The sequence below is a fragment of the Rhodococcus sp. KB6 genome, from assembly GCF_001445685.1.
In the GTDB taxonomy this organism is placed as follows: domain Bacteria; phylum Actinomycetota; class Actinomycetes; order Mycobacteriales; family Mycobacteriaceae; genus Rhodococcus_F; species Rhodococcus_F qingshengii.
On record NZ_LNAK01000055.1, the window covers coordinates 36,988 to 57,046 of the forward strand.

22 protein-coding genes are annotated in these 20,059 nt (G+C 61.8%); 9 read left to right on the forward strand and 13 right to left on the reverse strand.

Translation table 11 applies throughout. The features are described 5' to 3' along the window. The first annotated feature begins 134 nt into the window (after positions 1-134). The gene (locus ASU23_RS11440; RefSeq protein ID WP_047272043.1) at positions 135-908 is read left to right on the forward strand and encodes a class II aldolase/adducin family protein; all 774 of its coding nucleotides are present in this window, start codon (positions 135-137) and stop codon (positions 906-908) included. Positions 909-920: 12 nt separating this feature from the next. On the opposite strand, the gene ASU23_RS11445 is transcribed toward ASU23_RS11440, so the two are convergent. The 3 genes from ASU23_RS11445 to ASU23_RS11455 are packed head-to-tail and all read right to left on the reverse strand — an operon-like array spanning position 921 to position 4,000. Then, on the reverse strand, positions 921-1,865 hold the full coding sequence (locus ASU23_RS11445; RefSeq protein ID WP_047272041.1) for a C-terminal binding protein: 945 nt from the start codon (positions 1,863-1,865) through the stop codon (positions 921-923). Further along, positions 1,862-2,482: a TetR/AcrR family transcriptional regulator gene (locus tag ASU23_RS11450; RefSeq protein ID WP_047272039.1), complete on the reverse strand. Its 621-nt coding sequence runs from the start codon at positions 2,480-2,482 to the stop codon at positions 1,862-1,864. Before ASU23_RS11450 ends, ASU23_RS11445 begins: the two co-directional genes overlap by 4 nt. A gap of 42 nt (positions 2,483-2,524) precedes the next feature. Beyond that, positions 2,525-4,000, reverse strand: coding sequence for a sodium:solute symporter (locus ASU23_RS11455; RefSeq protein ID WP_003940304.1), 1,476 nt, complete (start codon positions 3,998-4,000; stop codon positions 2,525-2,527). Positions 4,001-4,168: 168 nt separating this feature from the next. Here ASU23_RS11455 and ASU23_RS11460 point away from each other — a divergent pair, with 168 nt between their 5' ends. Together ASU23_RS11460 and ASU23_RS11465 are read left to right on the forward strand one after the other, a co-directional pair. After that, the gene (locus ASU23_RS11460) at positions 4,169-5,062 is read left to right on the forward strand and encodes a LysR family transcriptional regulator (RefSeq protein ID WP_003939834.1); all 894 of its coding nucleotides are present in this window, start codon (positions 4,169-4,171) and stop codon (positions 5,060-5,062) included. Between the two features lie 139 nt (positions 5,063-5,201). Next, complete coding sequence (locus ASU23_RS11465) at positions 5,202-5,405, forward strand: cold-shock protein (protein ID WP_003939930.1); 204 nt, start codon at positions 5,202-5,204, stop codon at positions 5,403-5,405. A 69-nt stretch (positions 5,406-5,474) separates the two neighbouring features. Here the strand turns inward: ASU23_RS11465 and ASU23_RS11470 are convergent, their stop codons facing one another. The 4 genes from ASU23_RS11470 to ASU23_RS11485 all read right to left on the reverse strand — a co-directional run bounded on the left by ASU23_RS11470 (position 5,475) and on the right by ASU23_RS11485 (position 9,202). Next, positions 5,475-6,203, reverse strand: a complete 729-nt coding sequence (locus tag ASU23_RS11470; RefSeq protein WP_080552754.1) for a Clp protease N-terminal domain-containing protein — start codon at positions 6,201-6,203, stop codon at positions 5,475-5,477. Between the two features lie 70 nt (positions 6,204-6,273). Further along, positions 6,274-7,059, reverse strand: coding sequence for an alpha/beta fold hydrolase (locus ASU23_RS11475; protein ID WP_042447011.1), 786 nt, complete (start codon positions 7,057-7,059; stop codon positions 6,274-6,276). An 83-nt stretch (positions 7,060-7,142) separates the two neighbouring features. Beyond that, the gene (locus ASU23_RS11480) at positions 7,143-8,135 is read right to left on the reverse strand and encodes an ABC transporter substrate-binding protein (RefSeq protein ID WP_007729992.1); all 993 of its coding nucleotides are present in this window, start codon (positions 8,133-8,135) and stop codon (positions 7,143-7,145) included. Positions 8,136-8,563: 428 nt separating this feature from the next. Beyond that, positions 8,564-9,202 carry a DUF2461 domain-containing protein gene (locus tag ASU23_RS11485; protein WP_003939783.1) on the reverse strand — a complete coding sequence of 213 codons (639 nt, stop codon included), beginning with the start codon at positions 9,200-9,202 and terminating at the stop codon, positions 8,564-8,566. A gap of 86 nt (positions 9,203-9,288) precedes the next feature. Here ASU23_RS11485 and ASU23_RS11490 point away from each other — a divergent pair, with 86 nt between their 5' ends. Next, positions 9,289-10,134: a mechanosensitive ion channel family protein gene (locus ASU23_RS11490; RefSeq protein ID WP_003939801.1), complete on the forward strand. Its 846-nt coding sequence runs from the start codon at positions 9,289-9,291 to the stop codon at positions 10,132-10,134. A 94-nt stretch (positions 10,135-10,228) separates the two neighbouring features. Here the strand turns inward: ASU23_RS11490 and codB are convergent, their stop codons facing one another. After that, complete coding sequence (codB, locus tag ASU23_RS11495; RefSeq protein ID WP_058037944.1) at positions 10,229-11,560, reverse strand: cytosine permease; 1,332 nt, start codon at positions 11,558-11,560, stop codon at positions 10,229-10,231. Continuing rightward, complete coding sequence (locus tag ASU23_RS11500) at positions 11,557-12,021, reverse strand: nucleoside deaminase (RefSeq protein ID WP_003940577.1); 465 nt, start codon at positions 12,019-12,021, stop codon at positions 11,557-11,559. The genes codB and ASU23_RS11500 overlap by 4 nt, the downstream gene beginning before the upstream one ends. 175 nt (positions 12,022-12,196) lie before the next feature. Between ASU23_RS11500 and ASU23_RS11505 the strand changes: the two genes are divergently transcribed. Together ASU23_RS11505 and ASU23_RS11510 are read left to right on the forward strand one after the other, a co-directional pair. Beyond that, a complete protein-coding gene (locus ASU23_RS11505) occupies positions 12,197-13,717 on the forward strand; it encodes a PucR family transcriptional regulator (RefSeq protein ID WP_228401375.1) in 1,521 nt (506 codons plus the stop codon). A gap of 26 nt (positions 13,718-13,743) precedes the next feature. Next, complete coding sequence (locus ASU23_RS11510) at positions 13,744-14,388, forward strand: SUMF1/EgtB/PvdO family nonheme iron enzyme (RefSeq protein ID WP_172827041.1); 645 nt, start codon at positions 13,744-13,746, stop codon at positions 14,386-14,388. Here ASU23_RS11510 and ASU23_RS11515 read toward each other — a convergent pair. Beyond that, complete coding sequence (locus ASU23_RS11515; protein ID WP_050654565.1) at positions 14,371-14,946, reverse strand: AAA family ATPase; 576 nt, start codon at positions 14,944-14,946, stop codon at positions 14,371-14,373. The two genes, ASU23_RS11510 and ASU23_RS11515, sit on opposite strands and share 18 nt — an antisense overlap. A gap of 18 nt (positions 14,947-14,964) precedes the next feature. Next, positions 14,965-16,074, reverse strand: coding sequence for a DUF6670 family protein (locus tag ASU23_RS11520; protein WP_042447024.1), 1,110 nt, complete (start codon positions 16,072-16,074; stop codon positions 14,965-14,967). A 146-nt stretch (positions 16,075-16,220) separates the two neighbouring features. Between ASU23_RS11520 and ASU23_RS11525 the strand changes: the two genes are divergently transcribed. Genes ASU23_RS11525 through ASU23_RS11535 form a run of 3 tightly spaced genes read left to right on the forward strand, consistent with a single transcriptional unit; the run spans position 16,221 to position 18,494 of the window. After that, the gene (locus ASU23_RS11525) at positions 16,221-17,063 is read left to right on the forward strand and encodes an alpha/beta hydrolase (protein WP_019745522.1); all 843 of its coding nucleotides are present in this window, start codon (positions 16,221-16,223) and stop codon (positions 17,061-17,063) included. A gap of 2 nt (positions 17,064-17,065) precedes the next feature. Next, complete coding sequence (locus ASU23_RS11530; protein ID WP_058037946.1) at positions 17,066-17,632, forward strand: NTP transferase domain-containing protein; 567 nt, start codon at positions 17,066-17,068, stop codon at positions 17,630-17,632. A 58-nt stretch (positions 17,633-17,690) separates the two neighbouring features. Continuing rightward, a complete protein-coding gene (locus tag ASU23_RS11535; protein WP_030536536.1) occupies positions 17,691-18,494 on the forward strand; it encodes a transglutaminase family protein in 804 nt (267 codons plus the stop codon). Positions 18,495-18,500: 6 nt separating this feature from the next. On the opposite strand, the gene ASU23_RS11540 is transcribed toward ASU23_RS11535, so the two are convergent. Both ASU23_RS11540 and ASU23_RS11545 read right to left on the reverse strand, forming a co-directional pair. Then, on the reverse strand, positions 18,501-19,472 hold the full coding sequence (locus tag ASU23_RS11540; protein WP_058037947.1) for an alpha/beta hydrolase: 972 nt from the start codon (positions 19,470-19,472) through the stop codon (positions 18,501-18,503). A 143-nt stretch (positions 19,473-19,615) separates the two neighbouring features. Continuing rightward, entirely contained in the window at positions 19,616-20,053 is a 438-nt protein-coding gene (locus tag ASU23_RS11545; RefSeq protein ID WP_007729979.1) for an SRPBCC family protein, read from the reverse strand. Between the last annotated feature and the right edge of the window lie 6 nt (positions 20,054-20,059).

The following is a 20,059-nucleotide window of genomic DNA, read 5'->3' on the forward strand; positions in this document are numbered from 1 at the left end:
AGCGAATGCGAGATTAGCCCACCCTGAGCACGAGTGGGGCTCCTACGTTTTGGTGTACGGCAACCATTGACGTTTAAATATATCGATTGATATATTTAAACGAAAGTTGTACTGCCCATCGAAACGGAGACCGTATGAGCGCGCCGGCCACCACCCCGCCAACAATTGCCAAGTCCGAACTGGAACTTCGCCGCGAACTCGCCGCCGTCTACCGGTTGCTCGCCCACTTCAAGATGACGGACCTCATCTTCACGCACGTCTCGGTGCGCCTACCAGGACCCGAACATCACTTCCTCATCAATCCGTACGGCCTTCTCTTCGAAGAGATCACAGCATCCAACCTGGTCAAGATCGATCTCGACGGGAACCTCGTCGAGCCGTCCGAATATCAGGTCAACCCAGCAGGATTCGTAATCCATGGGGCAGTGCACTCCGCGCGGTCAGACGCACAGTGCGTCCTTCATACCCACACCAAGGCCGGCTGCGCCGTCGCAGCACAGGAAGACGGTCTGCTGCCGCTCAACCAGATCTCGATGGAGTTCTACAATCGGGTCGGCTACCACGACTACGAGGGCATCGCTCTCAACACCGTCGAGCGTGAGCGGTTGGTGAAGGATCTCGGCACCCACCCCGCGCTGATTCTCCGCAATCACGGCCTGCTGACTGTCGGCGAGACTGCGTCGGAAGCATTTCTGCGAATGTTCTACCTGGAGAAAGCATGCGACATCCAGATCGCCGCACAGGCTTCCGGCAGTCTGCGCCTACCCTCCCCTGAACTGGCGGAGTACACCGCCAGACAATTCGCGGGCGAGGTGAAAGACGAGTTCAGTGACGACCAGGCTTACGAATTAGCCTGGGCTGCACTACTTCGCCTTCTCGATCGAATCGATCCGGAATACAAGAACTGAGGCGAGCGCCCCTCAGGACCCCGGTGCGGCTACAACGCCCACCGGGGACTTTCCCGTCAGCACCGCAACGACGTTGAGTGCGGACTGTCTGGCCAGGGTCCCCGAGACCGCCGACGAATACCAGGCAGAATGAGGAGTGATCGTCAGGTTCGGAATCTGCAGTATCGGATCATCAGCAGTCGGCGGTTCTGCCGGTAGCACGTCGACCGCAGCGCCGGCCAATCTGCCGCTACGCAAAGCACTTCCGAGCGCTTCGTGATCGACGAGGCCTCCGCGCGAGACGTTGACCAGGAACGATCCCGGCTTCATCGACGCCAAAGCCTGAGCGTCCACGATACCGGCGGTCTCCGGAGTCAACGGCACATGCAGGCTCAGCACGTCCGATCGACGCAGAAGCTCGTCCCACTCCACGACCTCGACGCCGGGCGCTCCGGCCGAGAGCGAACGCCCCGCTGCCAAGACCGTCATCCCCAGCGCTGCTGCACGGCTGGCAAGCGCCTGAGCGATCAGTCCGAATCCATAGAGGCCCAGAACTGTTCCTGCGATCCGACGTGGCGGATACTCCACGACACTCCAACGACCTTGGTGCACTGCGGCATCAAGCGGACCGATGGAGCGCAGCAAGGACAGGATCGACGCCAGCGCATGATCGGCCACCTCCTCGGTGCAGTAGTCGACCGCGCGAGTGACGGTGACGCCCCGATCATGCGCCGCGCCCACCGGCAGGTGATCGAACCCGGCCGAGGTGGCCGCGAGGAGACGCAGATCCGGCAAGGAGTCGAGATGATGTGCGTCGAGCCCTACAGTCTCCGGCCCCACCAGTAGCGCGATTATGCCTGCGCCGCTCGGGATCTCGGAACTGAACTCGACGCCGACGTCGATCCCGGCGGCGCCGAGAGTTTCTCGCAGAGTGCCGAGGTCGATGAAATCGTCGAGCACCACGATTCGATCCGTCACGTCCGAGCCTCCGCGGTAATCGCTTGCAAGACTGCGTCGACGCCTCGGGCCACCGCGCCGGGAGCCCGAATGGCGTCCATCATGAAGGGATCAAGAATCGACTGCATGGCAAGGCCGTCGGTGAGTCCGACCAACCTGATCGTCACGAGGTCGGGGTCGACATCTGCCGGCACCGATCCCTCCTGTTGCGCCTCCAGAACCGTCTCGCGAACGATCCGGCGCCACCGAGCGAGAAAGCCCGCGATCTCACTGCGAGCCTTCTCTTCCTGTGCGCCTTCGGCGTAGAAGAAGAGGAACACGCGCGTCATCGCCAGGCGTCGATCGTCGAGCGGCAAGACACTGGCGGTGATTCCCCGCAACTTTTCGAGCGCCGAGTTGTCGACCTGATCCAGGATGACCTGATACTGATCACCTTGGATGTCCGCTGCCCGGCGCAGCGCGGCGAGGAGAAGTTCGTGTCGAGAATTGAAGTAGTGGTTCAACACTCCGGTCGACCATCCACTCTCCTCGGCAACCGCCCTGGTGGTCACCGCCGAGATACCCTCGCGGGCGATCAGGCTGAGGACAGCGTCGGCCAGCACCAACCGTCGCTCGTCGTGATCAACGACCTTGGGCACGATCTACCTCCTTGTGGCGTGCACTCCTGCACGCACCGACCTTCAGGCTATCGGGGCAACTTCCGGTTCGGCCGTCTCCGTGTCCTTTCCGGAAACTCGCTCGTTCCAGATCTTCATCACCGCGGGCGGAGTCGGCGCCGTGGTCAGACTCAGCGCAACGAAGACAACGAGTGCACTCACCAGACCGACGTACACCGGTTCGTTGGCCAGCACGTCGCCGACGACGAACATCGTGATCAGAGTCGCCGCCGTTCCCACCGCCATCGAAGCCATTGCCGCGGTTCCGGTGGCCCTCTTCCACACCAGACCACCGAGGATGGGGACGAGCAGGCCACCCACGAGGATGTCGTACGCAATCGTGAGCGCCGCGACGATGTCGTTGATCAGGGCAGCGAGAACGATACTGACGAGGCCGATCACGATGACGTACAGGCGGTTTCCGCGCACATCTGCTTCCGGATCGGACGTATCCAGGCCAGGCTGTGTACGCCCGAAGATCTTCGAGACGAGAGGCAAGACGTCTTGCCGAGCCACTGTGGCAGTGGCGATCAGTGCGCCGGAAGCGGTCGACATCATCGCTGCGACGGCGGCTGCCAGCACAATTCCGCTGAGACCGATCGGGAGAACGTGAACGGCGACGTCGGCGTAGACGTCGTCGGACGAACCGATGTCGGGCATCAGAGCCGAAGCCGCCAGACCGATCAGCGCACCTGCCACACCGTAAAGCAGGCAGTAAACGCCCGCAGCGACGCCGCCCCAGCGCGCAACTTCGGGCGACTTGGCCGTGAACACGCGCTGCCAGATGTCCTGCCCGATAAGGATTCCGAGCGTGTACACGACGAAGAAGGTGATGATCGTGCCGGTGCCGATAGTGCCGAGTGAGAACGCTGCGTCGCCCACACGCTCCTTGATCCCGTCGTACCCACCCGCTTTCGACCAGGTGAACGGGAGCAGGAGGAAGAAGATTCCGATCGTCTTGATGACGAACTGAACAACGTCGGTCAGCGTGATCGACCACATGCCGCCCATCGCGGAGTACGCGACGACGATCAATCCACCGAGGACTACGGAGAGCGTCCGGTCGAAACCGAAGAGCACGTTGAAGATAGTGGCGTAGGCGATGGTGGACGTGACGGTGAGCATCAACGTGTAGGCCATCATCACGATGCCGGACGCGCCGGTTGCGTCGATTCCGTAGCGCAACTTCAGCATTCCCGAAACCGTGTACACCTTCAGACGCTGAATCCGGGAGGCGAACAACAAACTCAGCAGGAGCACACCAGCGGCGATGGAGACAACCAACCACATACCGGAGATTCCGTATTTGTAGCCGAGGCCGACACCGCCGACCGTCGACGCTCCGCCGATGACGACGGCGGCCATCGTGCTCGTGTAGAGAACTCCACCGAGCCTTCGACCGGCGACGAGGTACTCACTGGAGTTGCTCGCGCGGCGTTTGCCCCACCAACCGAAAGCCAGCATTGCGGCCAGGTAGGTCAGGATTATGGCTATGTCCATGGTGACGATTCCTTCGTGAAGTACCAGCAGGTCCGAGAGCAGACGCCGGTCTCGTCAGACCGCCTGAACAAACCGTAGAAGACGATTGACGTGAAATAAATCACTTGATACAAATAATCACTTCAGAAATTTCTGATGTATCTGTTCTCGACTCTGCCGAGGTACCCGATGCGTAGCACACTTCCCGATCTGAAACTGCTTCGGATCTTCACCTCCGTGGTGCGCCATCAGGGCTTCGCGCCGGCACAGCAGGATCTAGGACTGTCCGCCTCGGCGATCAGCACCTACATGAGCCAACTCGAACGCCAACTCGGCATCGTCCTGTGCCACCGCGGTCGCAGCGGGTTCAGCCTGACCAGCAAGGGCGAGCTCTACCACCAGGAATGCGTCCGCATCCTCGGCGAGCTGGAGGGGTTCGAGCGGTATGCCACCGCACTCCAAGGCGAACTTCGGGGAACGATGACCGTCGGGGTACTGGATTCGACTGTCACGGATTCGACGCTCCCGCTCGCCGACGTCATCGGTGAATTCAGCCGAACACACCCCGGTGTCTATCTCGACCTCAAAATCCAAACTCCGCACGAGCTTCAGGTAGGCGTTCTCGACGACCGCATCGACGTGGCGATCGGAGCGTTCGCCTCGCCCATGAACGGCCTGACAGCGCAGGCTCTACACCGCGAGCAGCACTGGCTCTACTGCAGCGACAAACATCCGCTCTTCTCGAGCAAGCGGGTGCACCCGGACGTCATCACCCGTCAACGAATGGTCACCAGGGGTTATTGGAGCGAAGCCGAGTTGGCTCGCCAAGGATTCACCGAGAGATCGGCCACCGTCGAGAACATGGAGGCCCAACTCATTCTGATCCTCTCGGGCGGATACATCGGATATTTGCCCGAGCACTACGCCGGATATTGGGTCGACCAGCAACGATTGCGCCCACTCTTGCCCGCCTCCTTCGGATATCAGGCACCGTTCTCCCTGATCTATCGCCGCGGACGGGCACGCGAACCACTGGTCCTCGCTTTCCGTGAATTGGTCAGAACCAGCGTCGAAGATCAGTAGCGCAGCCACCTCCGATAGTCCTGACAACTCGCTTTCTGCACGTCGCCCACCGTTCGACTTGCGCGGCGTGGGAGGATAGACATATCGAGATCGGGACTTCGATGTGAGGGCCCGGATCGAGTTTGTAGGGAGTATCGGTATGGCACAGGGCATCGTGAAGTGGTTCAACGGCGAAAAGGGCTTTGGTTTCATCGCTCCCGACGACGGAACACCGGACGTGTTCGTTCATTACTCTGAAATCTCGGGCAACGGCTACAAGTCGCTCGACGAGAACCAGCGTGTGGAGTTCGAGGTTGGCCAGGGCCAGAAGGGTCCTCAGGCCACCAATGTGCGCGCTGTCTGATCAGTGACACAAGAAGAGGGCCGCACCCGCAAGGGTGCGGCCCTCTTCTGCATCGGATTCACCTCTGAATCACTGATCCTGAATGACGGCCAACGCTCCAACGATGTTCGACTCCGCCACCGACTTCGAGATTCCGAGATCAGCCAGAACGCCTGATCCGTCTTCGAGTTCGAGCAGCGCGAGCAGGATGTGCTCGGTTCCGATGTAGTTGTGGCCCAGGCGAAGAGCCTCACGGAACGTCAGTTCCAGGACCTTGCGCGCACGAGCGTCGTACGGAATGAGTTCTGGTAGTTCGGAAGTCGGAGTCGGTAGTACACCGGCCACTGCAGCTCGGACGGATCCGAGCTCCACCCCTTGCGCCACTATCGCCTTCGCAGCCAACCCGGCAGGCTCCTCGACGAGCCCCAGGAGCAGGTGCTCCGGCTGGATCTCTGCGTTACCGGCGGCGCGGGCTTCGTTCTGCGAGGCCATGACGACGTTCTTCGCCCGGGGAGTGAACCGGTTGAACCCTTCGTTCGGATCCATCGGCTTCTGATCACTCGGCGCCTTGGGAACAAAACGCTTCTGCGCAGCCTGCTTCGAGACACCCATGCTCGCGCCGATCTCCGTCCACGACGCTCCCGACCTGCGCGCCTGGTCGACGAAGTGACCGATCAGGTGATCTGCAACTTCACCGAGATGATCAGCGGCAATCACGGCGTCGGAGAGTTGGTCGAGAGCATCGGTGTGCACCTTCTTGATCGCGTCGATGAGGTCGTCGAGTCGAACCTTGTTGGTCATTTCCACTGGTTTGCTCATGCGTCAACCCTAGGTTGACGCAATCGAAAGCGTCAACCCTAGGTTGACGATCGTCTTCGCCGCCCAGTGCTCAGCCGGAAAAGAATTCACGCAGAGCCGGGACAATAGCGTCGTCGGCGACGCCGTGGCCCTGACCGGGGATCTCCAAAGTCTTTGTCCCCGAGACTTTTGCAGCGATTCTCGTCGCCGAGGCAGGTGCCCATTGACCACTGTCACCGCCGTACATGACCAACGTGGGGACGGTAATGGAGGCAAGCCAGTCGAGCGACTGACAGCCGTGATCACACACAGCGACGTCGTAAGGCAAGGTGTGCGCGATGGCGCACATGTCGGGCCAATCGGCACTCCGCTTGATCTCGTCGACCATCTCCGCGGATGCACCGGTCAGATCCAGAAAACGCGTCACAGCACCTTCCCTGTCGCCGCCCGCAATCAATCGCTCCAGGTCACTTTGGGCAGTCTCGTCACGCTGGTCGTCGTCCATGTACGGCGCCTCGTAGACGGCGAGCTTACGCATCGGAACGGCCTGCGCAGCGGCCTCCAAAGCCAGCGCGGCACCCGACGACAATCCGTAAACGAGCGGTGTTTCACCGGTGGCAGCGACGACCGCCCGCAAGTCCTCCACCTCGGCGTCGATCGAGAACGCGCGACTGTCACCGCTGTCCCCGCGTCCGCGCCTGTCGTACGAATACACCGTGAAGTCCGCCGCCAACTCTGCAGCCAGGGAATCGAACCATCCGCGGTCGCAGAACGCTCCGGCGACCAGGACCACTGCTGGTCCGGCACCGGAGCGTTCGTATGCGATGGTCGTACCGTCGCGGGATTGCACTACCGCAGGGGATTGCTCTGTTTGCACGTCGATCTCCTCAGGTCTGGTCAATGCCTACCTGATTAGACCGCCCGCGCTACCGAAACTCATCGGTCCGGTCGGCAGAGGCTTCAGCTGATCTTGTTGTACAGGGCATCCCAACCCTGTGCCACGTACGAAATCGTGTAGATCGAACCGTAGAACGTAGAGCCACCCAGACTGGTGACGTTGCCCGCCTGCACTGCCGGGAGTCGCTGCCACAGCTTGCTCGCCACCAATGCCTGGTACGCGGCACTGTCCTCGTTCTCGGTGATCATGAAGCCGTCGACGCCGGCCAGCACGTCGAGGCCTTCGAGGCTGACGCCGCCCTCGGGATCGAGCCCCTCCGAGGTGGCGGTTTTGCCACCGATGTCGCCGAGCGTCATGTCGCTGGGCTTGTCGCCCTTCTCGGAGGTACGGATGCTCGTGACGTACAGCGTGTTCGTGTCCGGCATGAACGAGACACTGGCGACGGTCTTGGACGCAATCTTCTCGGCATGACGACTGCGGATGTCGGAAATCAGATTGTCGTAGTCGAGCGTCAATCGATCGAGTGTGGCCGTTCGACCGAGCCAGCCCGACAACCGCGAGAGGTTTGTGCGCCAGTCGTCGGTGAACTCTGTCGTCAGAACCGGTGCGATGGTGGACATCTCGGCCACCGGCCACCACTCGCTCTCGTAGTTCAGGCACACGATCAGGTCGGGCTCGAGCGCCAAGATCTGCTCGCGGTTGGGGATCTCCGACAGGAACGGTACCGACGAATCGATAGGCACCCACGGTGTCGCCTGGGCGTACGTGTAGCCCACGAGCGGAAGTTCCAGAGCTACAGCAGGTTCCAGATCGAGCCGCGAGTCGATCGCGACAACCCTCTTCGGATTGACAGGAATGTCGTACGTTCCGAGAGGTGTCGTCACAGAACGCATTTCGGTTTCACCCGAACTGCTCCCGCTGTCACCGCAGGCCGCCAGGAACGCGCCCAGCCCGGCGATCCCGGCACCGAAGCCGAACTGCCGACGTGTGAGGTCCGAAACGAGGCGGTTGTCGGAGTAGCCCTCGGGAAGCAAGAGCGTGGATTGAGCGGGCATGCGTGTCGAACCTCCAAAAGAAATGAATCATCCACTGTTGCGAGCGGATAAGGATGCCCTAACAGCGTACGCAGGGAGGGTCGTCGCGATCGGCCCAGAAATAGTCGAATCAGGCCAATTCGCACCCCTTACTTGTCGAGTTTGCGCATCTCGACGAAGTAGACCGCACTGAACGCGAGGTAGGTGCCGACGATTCCGAGGACCGAGATGATCAGGACGAGAGCGAGAAACATAGCCATGATGGTCTCCACTGACACGGGTTGTTCACGATGTCGATCGAGAGAAAATGGCTTCGAACTGCGGCGCTGCGACTCGAAGCGGGGCCGAAACTTTCGGTTACACACACCACGCTAGCCCCAGGCGTCTCGGGTTTTGATGAACTCGAGGTGAACTCTCCTACGGCTACGTCACACTTTTCTGTCGGACGGTCAGTTCGGTCCGAGCACCTGTCCGGACCATTCGACCAAAGGCGTCAGTGCGCGCCACGCTGTGCGAACTTCCTTCAATGTCCTGGCGCTGTCCAGCCACGACGGGCTTGGGTAACTACGACCAGCAGTCAGCGACTTGTGACGCAGCAATTCGATCCGCGGGTGATCGACCGTGTATCCGCGAGGCGCCGTCTTGAGCTTGTCGCCGCCGATCGTGAATCCGGCCTTCTCGACGGAGGCCAGGATCTTCTCGAGCTCCGGCCCTCGAACGTCGTCGTCGACAGCCGCACGATAACGCGCGATGGTCTCCGAACTGCTGGCGTAGAAACCACCGGCCACCATCAACCCTGCCGCGTCGATCTGCACGTAGTAGCCACAGCTCTCGGCGAGACCGACGAACGCTCCCTGGTGCGTCTTGTACGGGATCTTGTCCTTCGAGAATCGAACGTCACGATACGGCCGAAAGAGCTTGGCCGTGCCGAATTCGTCCTCCAACGCCGCGGTCAACGACGCCATCGGACGACGAACCACTTCGTCGTACGTCTCCTTGTGCGCTGCCCACCAGGTCTTGCTGTTGTCGGCTTCCAGGTCTTCGTAGAAATCGAGTGCAGCAACGGGTATGCCAGTGAACGCAGCCATGACGTAAGCCTAGCTGCCTGTTCGGCTTTGGACCGTCTGCCCTGCACCGATGCCCGGATCGGCCCGAATCCGTAGACTGCATGGAGATGATTTCCGAAATACAAGCATGGGAACTGACCGATACCAACCGAGACTGGTTGATTCACCGACCCGTCGAGATCGCGATCTACGTGGCACTCGCAGTCGTTCTGCGCTTCGCACTGCACCGCGGGATCGATCGAATGTCGAAGCCTCGCAAGTCTCCGAACGCCAAGGTGAACGAGCGCAGATCGCAGCGAGCCCGGACCATCGGTTCGGTACTCAAATCGACGGTGTCCATCGTCATCCTGGTCTGGTGTGTGCTGCAGATTCTCGGCATCCTCGGGATCAACGTCGCGCCGTTCATCGCATCCGCAGGAGTCATCGGCCTTGCCATCGGTTTCGGTGCACAAAACCTGGTGCGTGACTTCCTCTCCGGCATCTTCATGTTGCTCGAGGATCAGTACGGTGTCGGCGACGTCGTCGATCTCGGCGACGCGGTCGGCACCGTCGAAACAGTGGGCCTGCGCGTCACCACGATTCGAGATGTCAACGGCACCTTGTGGTACTGCCGCAACGGCGAAATCCTGCGAGTGGGCAACATGAGTCAGGGTTACGCCACTGCAGTTCTCGATCTCCCGATCGCCCACAATGCGAACGTGCACAAAGCGTGTGAGGTGGCGACGCGAGCTGTCCTCGAGGCGGCGGAGTCCGAACCGATCAGGGCGGACATGATCGACAAGCCGGAGATGCTGGGAGTCAATTCGGTTACTGCCGAGGCGATTACCATTCGAGTGACGGCGCAGGTCAAGCCTGGGCGCCAATGGGCAGTCCAGCGCGCATTTGCGCGCTCGGCGCTGACTGCGTTCGAAGAGCAGGGTATCGAGGCACCGTACCTGCCTGTTCTGCGATGACGGTTGAGACGGAAGCGTCTGCCCTTTCCATCAAGTGCGCGAGCCCCCGGCGCGGTCGATACCGCCGGGGGCTCGCTGGTGCCTGAAGCACGATTCAGACGGTGGAGGTCGAGACCTCCCGATCTGCCGAGCTGTTGCCAAACACCCGGTGCAGGAACATCGTCAGAGCAATTGCTACGACGATGCCGATCAGCGGCGGGATTCCCACCTCGAACTCACCGGAAAGCCAAGCGAGGAACGCTGCGACGGCATAGACGGCCAGGTTTCGCCAGTGGACCGGCTGCGGGGTGTACCCCTCGGGTATGCCTCGCCGCCACCGGCACAGGAAGTCAGCGATGATCACGCCGCCCAATGGCGGGATGAAAGTTCCGAGCAGACTCAGGTAGTCGACCAGATGGTTGTGCACACCGGTCAGAGCGAGCGCCGTGCCGATCACACATCCACCGATGACGAACGGGGTCTTGCGAGGCTTTCTGAACAGTTCGGCACCGGCCACTCCGAAGGCGTATGCGGTGTCTGCGTTGCTCTTCCAGAGGTTTCCGAACAGCAAGACCAGGCCCCAGCCGACAAGCCCGAGGTTGTAGAGGATCAACACGAAGTCACCCTCGTGGAACGTGATGGCTCCGATGGCGCCGAACAGGATCATCAATCCGTTTCCGAGGAGGAACCCGATAACGCAGGCCCACACCGCTTGTGATCCGGAGCGAGCAAATCTGGTCCAGTTGGGCGCTTGCGTTCCCGCCGATACAAACGTGCCGACGACAGTGGTGATTGCGAGCGCGATCGTCATGGTCGTCTGCGGTTGAACCGAGACCAGGCCGGAGAATCCACCGACCTCTTCGAGGGACCGGAACACGACCCAGCAGGCCAACGCCAGGATCAAGGGCGTCGAGACGAGCGAAACCCAGTACATTCCGCGGTAGCCGTAGCAGGCGGTGACGCACATCAAGATGCTCGCCGCGATCATCACCGACGCCCTGGCGAGGTAGGAATCCCAGCCCAGCGCCTGGGCGGTGAGATCGCCGATCGTGCCGATGATGACTCCGTACCAGCCGATCTGAGTACCGCCCAGCAGGATCGAAGCGAGCTTGGACCCGCGAGTGCCGAAACTGTAGCGCGCCATCACAACTGTTGTCAGTCCGGTTCGAGCTCCGACGAACCCCATCATGGCGACGTAAACCCCCAAGATGGCGGATCCGGCGGCGATCACCACCATCAGTTTCCAGAACGAGAACGCGGTACCGAGCGCTGCTCCGGCCAACATCGTCGGTGTGAAGATGGTGAACCCCAACAACACCACCGCGAGCGAGAAGAACGGCTTTCGTGCATGAAGCGGAACCGGAGTAACGGGATAGTCAGGATCGACCGGGGGGCCTGCGCTCTCCGAATCGCCTGCGACCGTGGCAGGTTCGACGGCGCTGCTCATACAACTTCGCCGATGTCTTCGAGCCACAGGCTCGGGCGCTCGGCCAGCATGCGGTCCATCAGTGCCACACACTCCGCGTCGTCGACGACGTCGACCTGAATTCCGCTGCTGCGCAACCATTCCTCCGATGCCTCGAAGGAACGATTTTCGCCGACCACGATTCGAGGGATCTCGTACAGGCGCGCCGTTCCGGCGCACATGAAGCACGGCGACAAAGTCGTGTAGAGGACACACTCGCGATACACCGAGGCCGGCAGTCGTCCGGCGCGCTCGATGCAGTCGGTCTCTCCATGACGGATGGCGCTGTTCATCTGGACCCGACGGTTACGTCCGACTGCGAGAACCTCGCCCCGGTGAATCAGCGCCGCGCCGATCGGCACGCCGCCCTCCTCCCAACCGATCTTCGCCTGTTCGATCGCAAGTCCGAGAAAATACTCATCGGTGTGTGCCGGATGATTCATGTGCGCTCCTGGAGTCTGACCAAAATCGTCGATTGTGGCTCGTGTCACAATCCGACCACGGTGGTAACAGCCCGACAAGGGACAACCTGTCAGTTCGGCAGAACTAGCTCTATGACGAAGTGCCCCCTCGGCGGACGATATAGAAATGCTCCCGACTCTGCGACAAGTTCTTGCGATGCCCTCGTTCAAGGCCGCCGCAATCGAGGTGCTCGCGGGCGACATCGATACCGCGGTGGTCCGCTGGGTCCATTCGTCCGAGGTGTACGAGATGGGTGGGCTGCTGTCCGGAGGTGAGGTCCTTCTGACCACGGGCCTCGGTCTGCACGGGCGATCTCCCGAGCAGCTCACCGCCTACATCGACCAATTGGCGGACGCGGGATGCGTCGCACTCGCGATGGAAGTCGGGCGCTCGTTCCTCACGGCCCCTCCCGAACTCGTCGAAGCTTCGCGCCGACGGGGACTCGCGTTCTTGGCCCTGCACGCAGTAGTGCCCTTCGAGCGGATGGTCGAAGACTTTCACGACCTCATGCTCCGCCGCACTCTCGGTTCGGCGCAAGCGGGCGAGCCTGTCTGGCAAGAACTTCTGAGTCTCGTGGTTGCAGGCCAGGGCATGACCGCGCTGCTCGACAAGGTGTCACGACTCGCGGGGTGCGGCGTCGATCTGCTCGACGCGGATGGCAGAACCGTCGAGCGCAGCACAACCGGCGCAGAGCGATCCGAGACCGAACGCACTATCCACGACGTACGCGGCCCGACGAACTCACTCGGTCGACTTGTCCTGTGCGGGCCGGCAACCACACGCCGAACCGCCGTCGCAAACTGCGCCGCCGTCGCGGTAGCTCTGGAACTCGGCCGTCACGGCGATCTCGGCCCAAGACAGTCACTCGCCCAATCGGTGATCACCGACGTGGTGGGCGGTGTGCTCACATCGCACGGCGACTTGTCCGAGCGACTGACAGCGGCCGGGTGGACGCCGTTGTCGGAGGGGCACCACGTCCTCGTCGCCGCTGTCGACATCGATCGGCAAACCCCGGTTCGAGAGCTCGCTGACCAAGTACGCGACGCCGTGCGGGCCGTGCTCGGCTCCTGTGTCGTCGGGACTGCGGCCAATCACGTCATCGTGCTCGCGCACGGGTGGGCGTCCGCATCCCCCGCTCGAGTGCGGACTGCGTTCACCGAAGCCGACGAGCTGCTACGCCGCGGGCCGGGCGGTTCCGCGGTACGCACGCTCGGAGTGGCGACGCCGGTCGCGGATCTGTCGGGCGTCGGGGCTGCGGTCGCGCAAGCTCGTGAAGTCGTCCAGATCGCGCGGCGCTTCGGCTCCCGGACCGGAGTGATCCTCGCGAGGGACGTCGGCGTCCAACGACTGCTCGCCGCCGGAACGACACCCGCTTCGCTGTCCGTGTTCGTAACCGAGCAACTCGGTTCGCTGATCGCATACGACACAGCACATTCCGCCGATCTCGTCCGAACGCTCGACGCGTACCTCGCACATCGGGGCGGCAAGGCGAGAACCGCGGATTTCCTCGGCATTCGGCGTCAGTCGCTTTATGCACGGCTCACGCGTATCGAGAAGCTGATGGGTGTTTCCCTCGACGATCCGGCACAGGTGGTCTGCCTCGGGCTTGCGCTGACCGCATGGCGCATGCGCACCGGCCTTGATCCACAAGCAGCGTTCGAGCGTCTCCCCGGGTGAGCGACAACCTCTGCGATGATGAACAAATGACCGGAGCAGCGGAGTTGATGATCGAGATCCCTGCCGGCGAGGTGCACCTTCGGGACGACCGCAAAGGTACTGCGTGGACCTCGAAAGTCGAATCCTTCCGCCTCGCACGCCATCTCACCACCAGGGCGCTGCTTCACGGAGATTCCTCGGACGATTCGAGCAAACCAGCGGTCGACCTTTCATGGAAGGACGCCATCGCAACCTGCAACACACTTTCGGTCGCGGACGGTCTGACACCCGCATATCGAGACGTCGACACCGATTCTCCGCAGTGGGACCGGGGCGCAACTGGCTACCGGCTCGCCACCGAGGCTGAGTGGCAGTACGCATGCAAGGCCGGCACCTCCGGCTACCGCTACGGCGAGATCGACGAGATTGCCTGGTACAGCGACAATTCAGAGGGTAGAGCGCATCCCGTCGGAACCAAGACACCCAACAACTGGGGCCTGTACGACATGATCGGCAATGTCTGGGAATGGTGCTGGGATCTCTACGACCCCGAGGTTTACGGCACGTACCGGATCTTCCGCGGCGGCAGTTGGGCCGAAAGTGAGCGCGGTTGCGGCGCTACCGTAAGGAGGCGAAGCCACCCGACACTTGCTATCGACGACTTGGGATTTCGCCTAGCTCAGACGATCTGAGGGCAGACGGCCGAGGACTTCGAGCACAGCCTCGATCTCTTCTCGACTGCGCAGCCGAACTATCGGCAACGACGGCACATCGACAAGGACCGTGGCCATACGCCCGACGTTGCGTCCGTCGCTTCGCCAGGCCCAGCGCACCACGTGATCCGGATCGAACAGAATGGTGTGCAGTGGCGGCTCCATGTTGCGATTCCACAACACCTCTCGATGCAATCGCCGACGCACGGTTCGTGTGATCACCTGGCGCATCACCGTCCGCCGAGGCAGATCCAACCACAGCATCAGGTCCGCACGCTCGGCCAGAAGCTCACGCACCGCACCGTACTGCCACTCGGTCACCCAGGCCGGCTCGCTGGAAAAGCGTCGTACTTCGGTTTCGAAACTGTCGAGCGGAATCCAGCCGGGCCCGTGGAACAGCGAGTCCAGCTCAGTGTGTTCGATCTCGAGAAGCCGCCCGATTCGACCGGCGAGAGTCGTCTTTCCGGCACCGGAAGTCCCCGCGACAAGGATCTTCTGCGGACGAATCGTCAGCGCGGCGGGGTCTACGAAAGGCACCGATACACCCTAGGGGCCTTACACTTCGCAGTCCACCCATTCGATGTAACCGGTGCCGTTGATCGACGCACCGTCGAAGCTTCCCCGGTAGGTATACGCGCCGACGTATCCCTTGCCGTGACCGTAGCGCCACTCCGAGTCGATCTCGGCCTCGAACTCCACGACCGTCCTGCCGTGATCGCGTACCTGCCAACGCAGTACGCGCGGCACACGCATCTCGCGACCCTGTGGGTCGACGTGCAATGCGTCGGCGTACTCGAGCACGTCGAACTCGACGTCGTCGAAGACCTTCGCACTACCGTCGACAGTCCGAATGTAGGCGAGCTTGCACGCCGTAACCCCTGACGCTCGAACATCGGTGAGCAACAACTGATGCCGGTCGTCCAGTTGAACGATCTGGTAGGTGAAAAAGTCGGCCGGGAGCTTCCACGACTCGGGAAGCGCGCGGCGAGTCAACGATTGCGGTGTCATGCACCGCGCGTACTCGACGGTGCACGGAGCCGAAATACTCACCGGTCCATCCGGACTCGCAATTGTTCCGGAGCACTGTGCCAGCAGACTGACGTGGTCGTAGACGGGATTACGCACGAACCACGACGCTTGGTCCGTTGCCACGATCTCGAGATCGACGTCGAATGAGTCGTATCGCCCGGTGACACGGAAGTTCGGATAGCTGTTCTCGATGATCAGGTTGTCACCGAAGGCGATTCGCGAACCATCTTCTTCGAATGCACACTCATCGGCAGCGTCGTACGCCCGGTAGAAGTGATGGCCCGGCGCTGCGGTGGAACTCAGCACGGTTGCGGTGTTTCGCGCGTCTGGTGCAGCGAGATAGTCGTTGTCGAACACCACCGTCCCGGTTGCACCGATCAACGTCATGGTGTTGAGGTAACGGAGAGGCCCTGGCAGCCGGGGAACGAAGATCCCGTAGTGCGTCCACGCGAACTTCCGCGAAGCCAGGTGCGGACGCATCATGTCGGGCCGATCGAACGGGCGTACCGATTCCGCCATTCGCTTGTCGATCAGCGGTAGCGCGCCGTCCAGCAAGGCCCGAACCGCGGGTCGCCACAATCGGCGCGAGCGGGTGGCGGGAACAGGGTCGGAACGATCAACGGTTTGTCCGGTCACGCCCCTAAGTTAATGTAACCAGACGTAACAAACAAGTGTCGAATTTTCCTCGACGACCTCACACCCTGAACACCCGCGCCCTGCGCACGCGGCGAATAGCATGTGAGAATCCGCGTACCGGAACCGGTCGCAGAGAGGGCGCAACAATGCAGCACGAAGAGTCGTCGTTCACCGGAGTGGCCGGCACCAAGATCGTCTACGACGTGTGGACACCGGACCGCGAACCCACCGGGGTTCTCGTCCTGTGCCACGGACTCGGCGAACACGCGAGGCGCTACGACCATGTTGCTGCGCGGCTCGGGGAACTCGGGCTCATCGTGTACGCACCCGACCATCGCGGGCACGGACGCTCTGGCGGCAAGCGCGTTCACCTCAAGGAATTCTCCGACTTCACCGACGACGTCCACACGTTGTTCTCGATCGTGACGGCGGCACATCCCGGCAAGGACAAGTTCCTGCTCGGGCACAGCATGGGCGGCGCGATCGCCCTTTCCTACGCCCTCGACCATCAGGCCGATCTCAAAGCCCTCGCCCTGTCCGGACCTGCGGTGATCATCGCAACCGGCACTCCGAAGATCGTGATGCAGCTGGGCAAGATCGTCGGCAAATACCTCCCGGACGTGCCCGTCGAGAACCTGGAAGCTGCTGCCGTATCGCGTGATCAGAAGGTCGTCGACAAGTACAACGCCGACCCGCTGGTTCACCACGGCAAGGTTCCCGCCGGCATCGCGCGCGGCATGATCACCGCCGCGGAAGGCTTCCCGGCGCGCCTGCCCTCGCTCACCATTCCCGTACTGCTTCAACACGGCTCGGACGACCGTTTGACGGACCCGGCCGGCAGCAAGCTCGTCGCAGATCTGGCCGGCTCTTCGGATGTGACCTTGAAGGTGTACGACGGCCTGTACCACGAGATCTTCAACGAGCCTGAGCAGGAAGAAGTTCTGAACGATCTGATCGAGTGGCTGCGTCCGCGGGTCACCGGAGCATAGTCATGTCTACGTGCGGGATCCTGCTGGCGGCCGGGGTCGGATCCCGCATGGGCAAGCCCAAAGCGCTCGTCACAAACGCCGAGGGTCAGTCTTGGCTCCACCACGGGGTGACGACACTGCAGTCCGCAGGCCTCTCACCGGTCATCGTGGTCCTCGGCGCGCAGGCAGAGGACGCCCTCGAACTACTGCCCACCACCGATGTCATTGTGGTGATATCGGATTGGCAACACGGAATGAGCGCGTCACTGCGCTGCGGACTCGAGGCCGCCATGCGAATCGACGACGCAGATGCGGCAGCGATCTCTCTGGTCGACGTCCCGGACCTCAACGCCGACACCGTGACGCGGATCGTGGGTCACAGCTCCCCATCACGAAACATACTGCGAAGAGCTGTCTTTCACGGCCGTCCCGGCCATCCCGTCCTGATCGGACGCGACCACTGGCCGACGCTTGCAAAGTCACTCACCGGGGACGGCGGCGCCAACACCTACCTACGCGAACACGGGGTCGAGTTGGTGGAGTGCAGCGACCTCAGCAGCGGCGTCGACGTCGACTACCCCGAAGCCTGATCGCACGTCACAATCCTCCCAGGTGGTGGGTGTCCGTATTCGGTGTAAAGATGGCCCGATGAAACGTACAGTCGCCGCCCTGCTCGACATCGAGATCGACGAGGCGACCAACCTGGAGTTCAAGATCGCGGTGACGCGCGCGCCGGGTGTCGAACTGCTGGAAACGATGTCGTTCGTCCATGACGGCAATCCGCTCGAACCCCGCGAGATCACCGCCGAACACGGTACCCGGATTCACCTACTCGACTGTGCCCCAGGCAAACTGATCGTCAGCTACGACGCAACCGTCATCGGCCGCGCAGAACCGGCGTCGGTCAGCGACTACGACGTGTCGAAATATCTGCGCCCCAGCCGGTATGCCGAGGCCGACAAGTTCTTCGGTTTTGTCGCCGGGCAATTCGATCTCGCCACTCCCCCGGCCGAACTCCTCCTCGAAGTCACTCGCTGGGTGAGTACACATTTGAGTTATGTTCCCGGCACCAGTCGCGGCACCGACAGTGCGGTCGACACCTTGCTCGCCGGCGCCGGAGTGTGCCGCGACTACTCGCACCTGACCATCTCACTGCTGCGCGCCGTGGGGATTCCCGCTCGACTGGTGGCCGTCTACGCGCCGGGCTGCGATCCGATGGATTTTCACGCCGTAGTCGAAGCCAATATCGACCACGTCTGGCGCGTGGTCGATGCAACGCAATTGGCGCCGCGCAGCAATCTTGTGCGCATCTCGACCGGCCGAGATGCCGCAGACACAGCCTTCCTCGACAATCACGGCGGTTCGATCACGTTGCACGCCTCGGAAGTTCGCGCAGTCGTCGACGGCGTTCTCGACAACGACGACTACGCAACACTCACATCGATCGGCTGAAAAGCGTCAGGCGCTGATCTGGTTCTGCGAGGCCATCGTTCGCTCGAGGAACTTGATCGTGAGATCGACGATCGCCTTCCCCTCCCGAAGAGCTTTCCCGATCACCGGGAAAGCATGGATCTGCCCACTCCAGATGTGCGTTTCGACGGCTTGTCCTGCCTTGATCAAGTTTTCGGTCATGATCTCGACGTCCGGACGCATCAGTTCGTATTCGGCGGACACCAGGAACGACGGCGGAATCAGACTGGCGTCGGCGTTGATCGGCGACTGCGCACCAGGAATCTCGTCCGGCCCCTCGAGCCACCGGTCCTTGAGCTTTTCCACCTGTGACATCGGTAGGTAGGCATCACGTTTCATGAAATCGGGATCATGGTCCTCGAGGTTCACGTTGAGAAGAGGGGAATATCCCACCACGGCAGCGGGCCGCGTGATTCCGCGCAGTGCGGTAATTTCGGCGACCTTCATGGCCAGGTATCCGCCCGCCGAGTCACCGGCAACCACAATCTTGTTCGGGTCTTCGGCTGTCTCGAGCAACGCGGTGTACGCGGCCATTGCGTCCTTGACGGAGGTGCCGATGGAACCTTCCGGCAGCTGGCGGTAGCGCACGGAGATCACCGGTACTCCGGCCTTCGCAGAGAGCAAACCGCACAGTGCCCGGTGCGTTGCCAGACCGCAGAAGACGAATCCCCCTCCGTGGAAGTAGAGGATCGTGGCGCCGGCCAACTCGCCCTGCGCTTTGCGTGGATGCTGCACCTTCTCGCTGGGCACACCCCCCAGCGTGAAAGGCTCGATATCGAGGTTCTTCGGCTTCGGCAGTTTGTCCGCCATCGCATCGAGTCGCTCGAGTTGGCGGATACCACGTTCGGTGGTCGGCCAAAGGGTGAACATCGGCTTCACGAACGTCCTGGTCAGGCAGAAGATAACCCGCGCTCGCGGACTCACGTTCCAATGCCATACCGTCGAATTTCGCGTCCGCATAGCGTCCTCCCAGGTCAAGCCGTTTTGTGCATTTGAGTTACACATACTTGTCGGCTGCTGATGTGAACGATAACTGACGCTGCGTCAAAATGACACGACGGGTATGGATCAATTGCTCGAGCGTGTGCAAGTTCTGGTCGCGATCACGGCCGGGAGAGATATGCGCACAGTCCGCGGTGCCCTCCACGCATCATCGCTTCATGATTCCACTCGAACAGCGGCTTCGCGACCTTCGCGGCCAGACCAAGCGCTCCGGACACCGCTACCTGTTGCCGAAATTCGGCTGTGCAACCAGATCCAGCGGGGCGCACCGCCCAGCTACTCCACCCTGTCATTGCGCCGGTGAGACGCACTTTCAGAAAGCGGTCAACTGAGTCTTCCACCTCGCGTCGCCCGAAGACCAGCAGCGTCAGAGGGACAGCGCTGCGGATGGACATGGAGCCTGAATGCTCGTCGATCGTCCCGACTCGGCGTATCTGAGGCCACCACTGCGAATACCGTTCGGCATCCGCGAGAACCTCGTAGACGCGGTCAGCAGAGGCAGGAAGCGTCCAGACGCTGTGGAAGTCGAAGTCGGTCACGGCGTC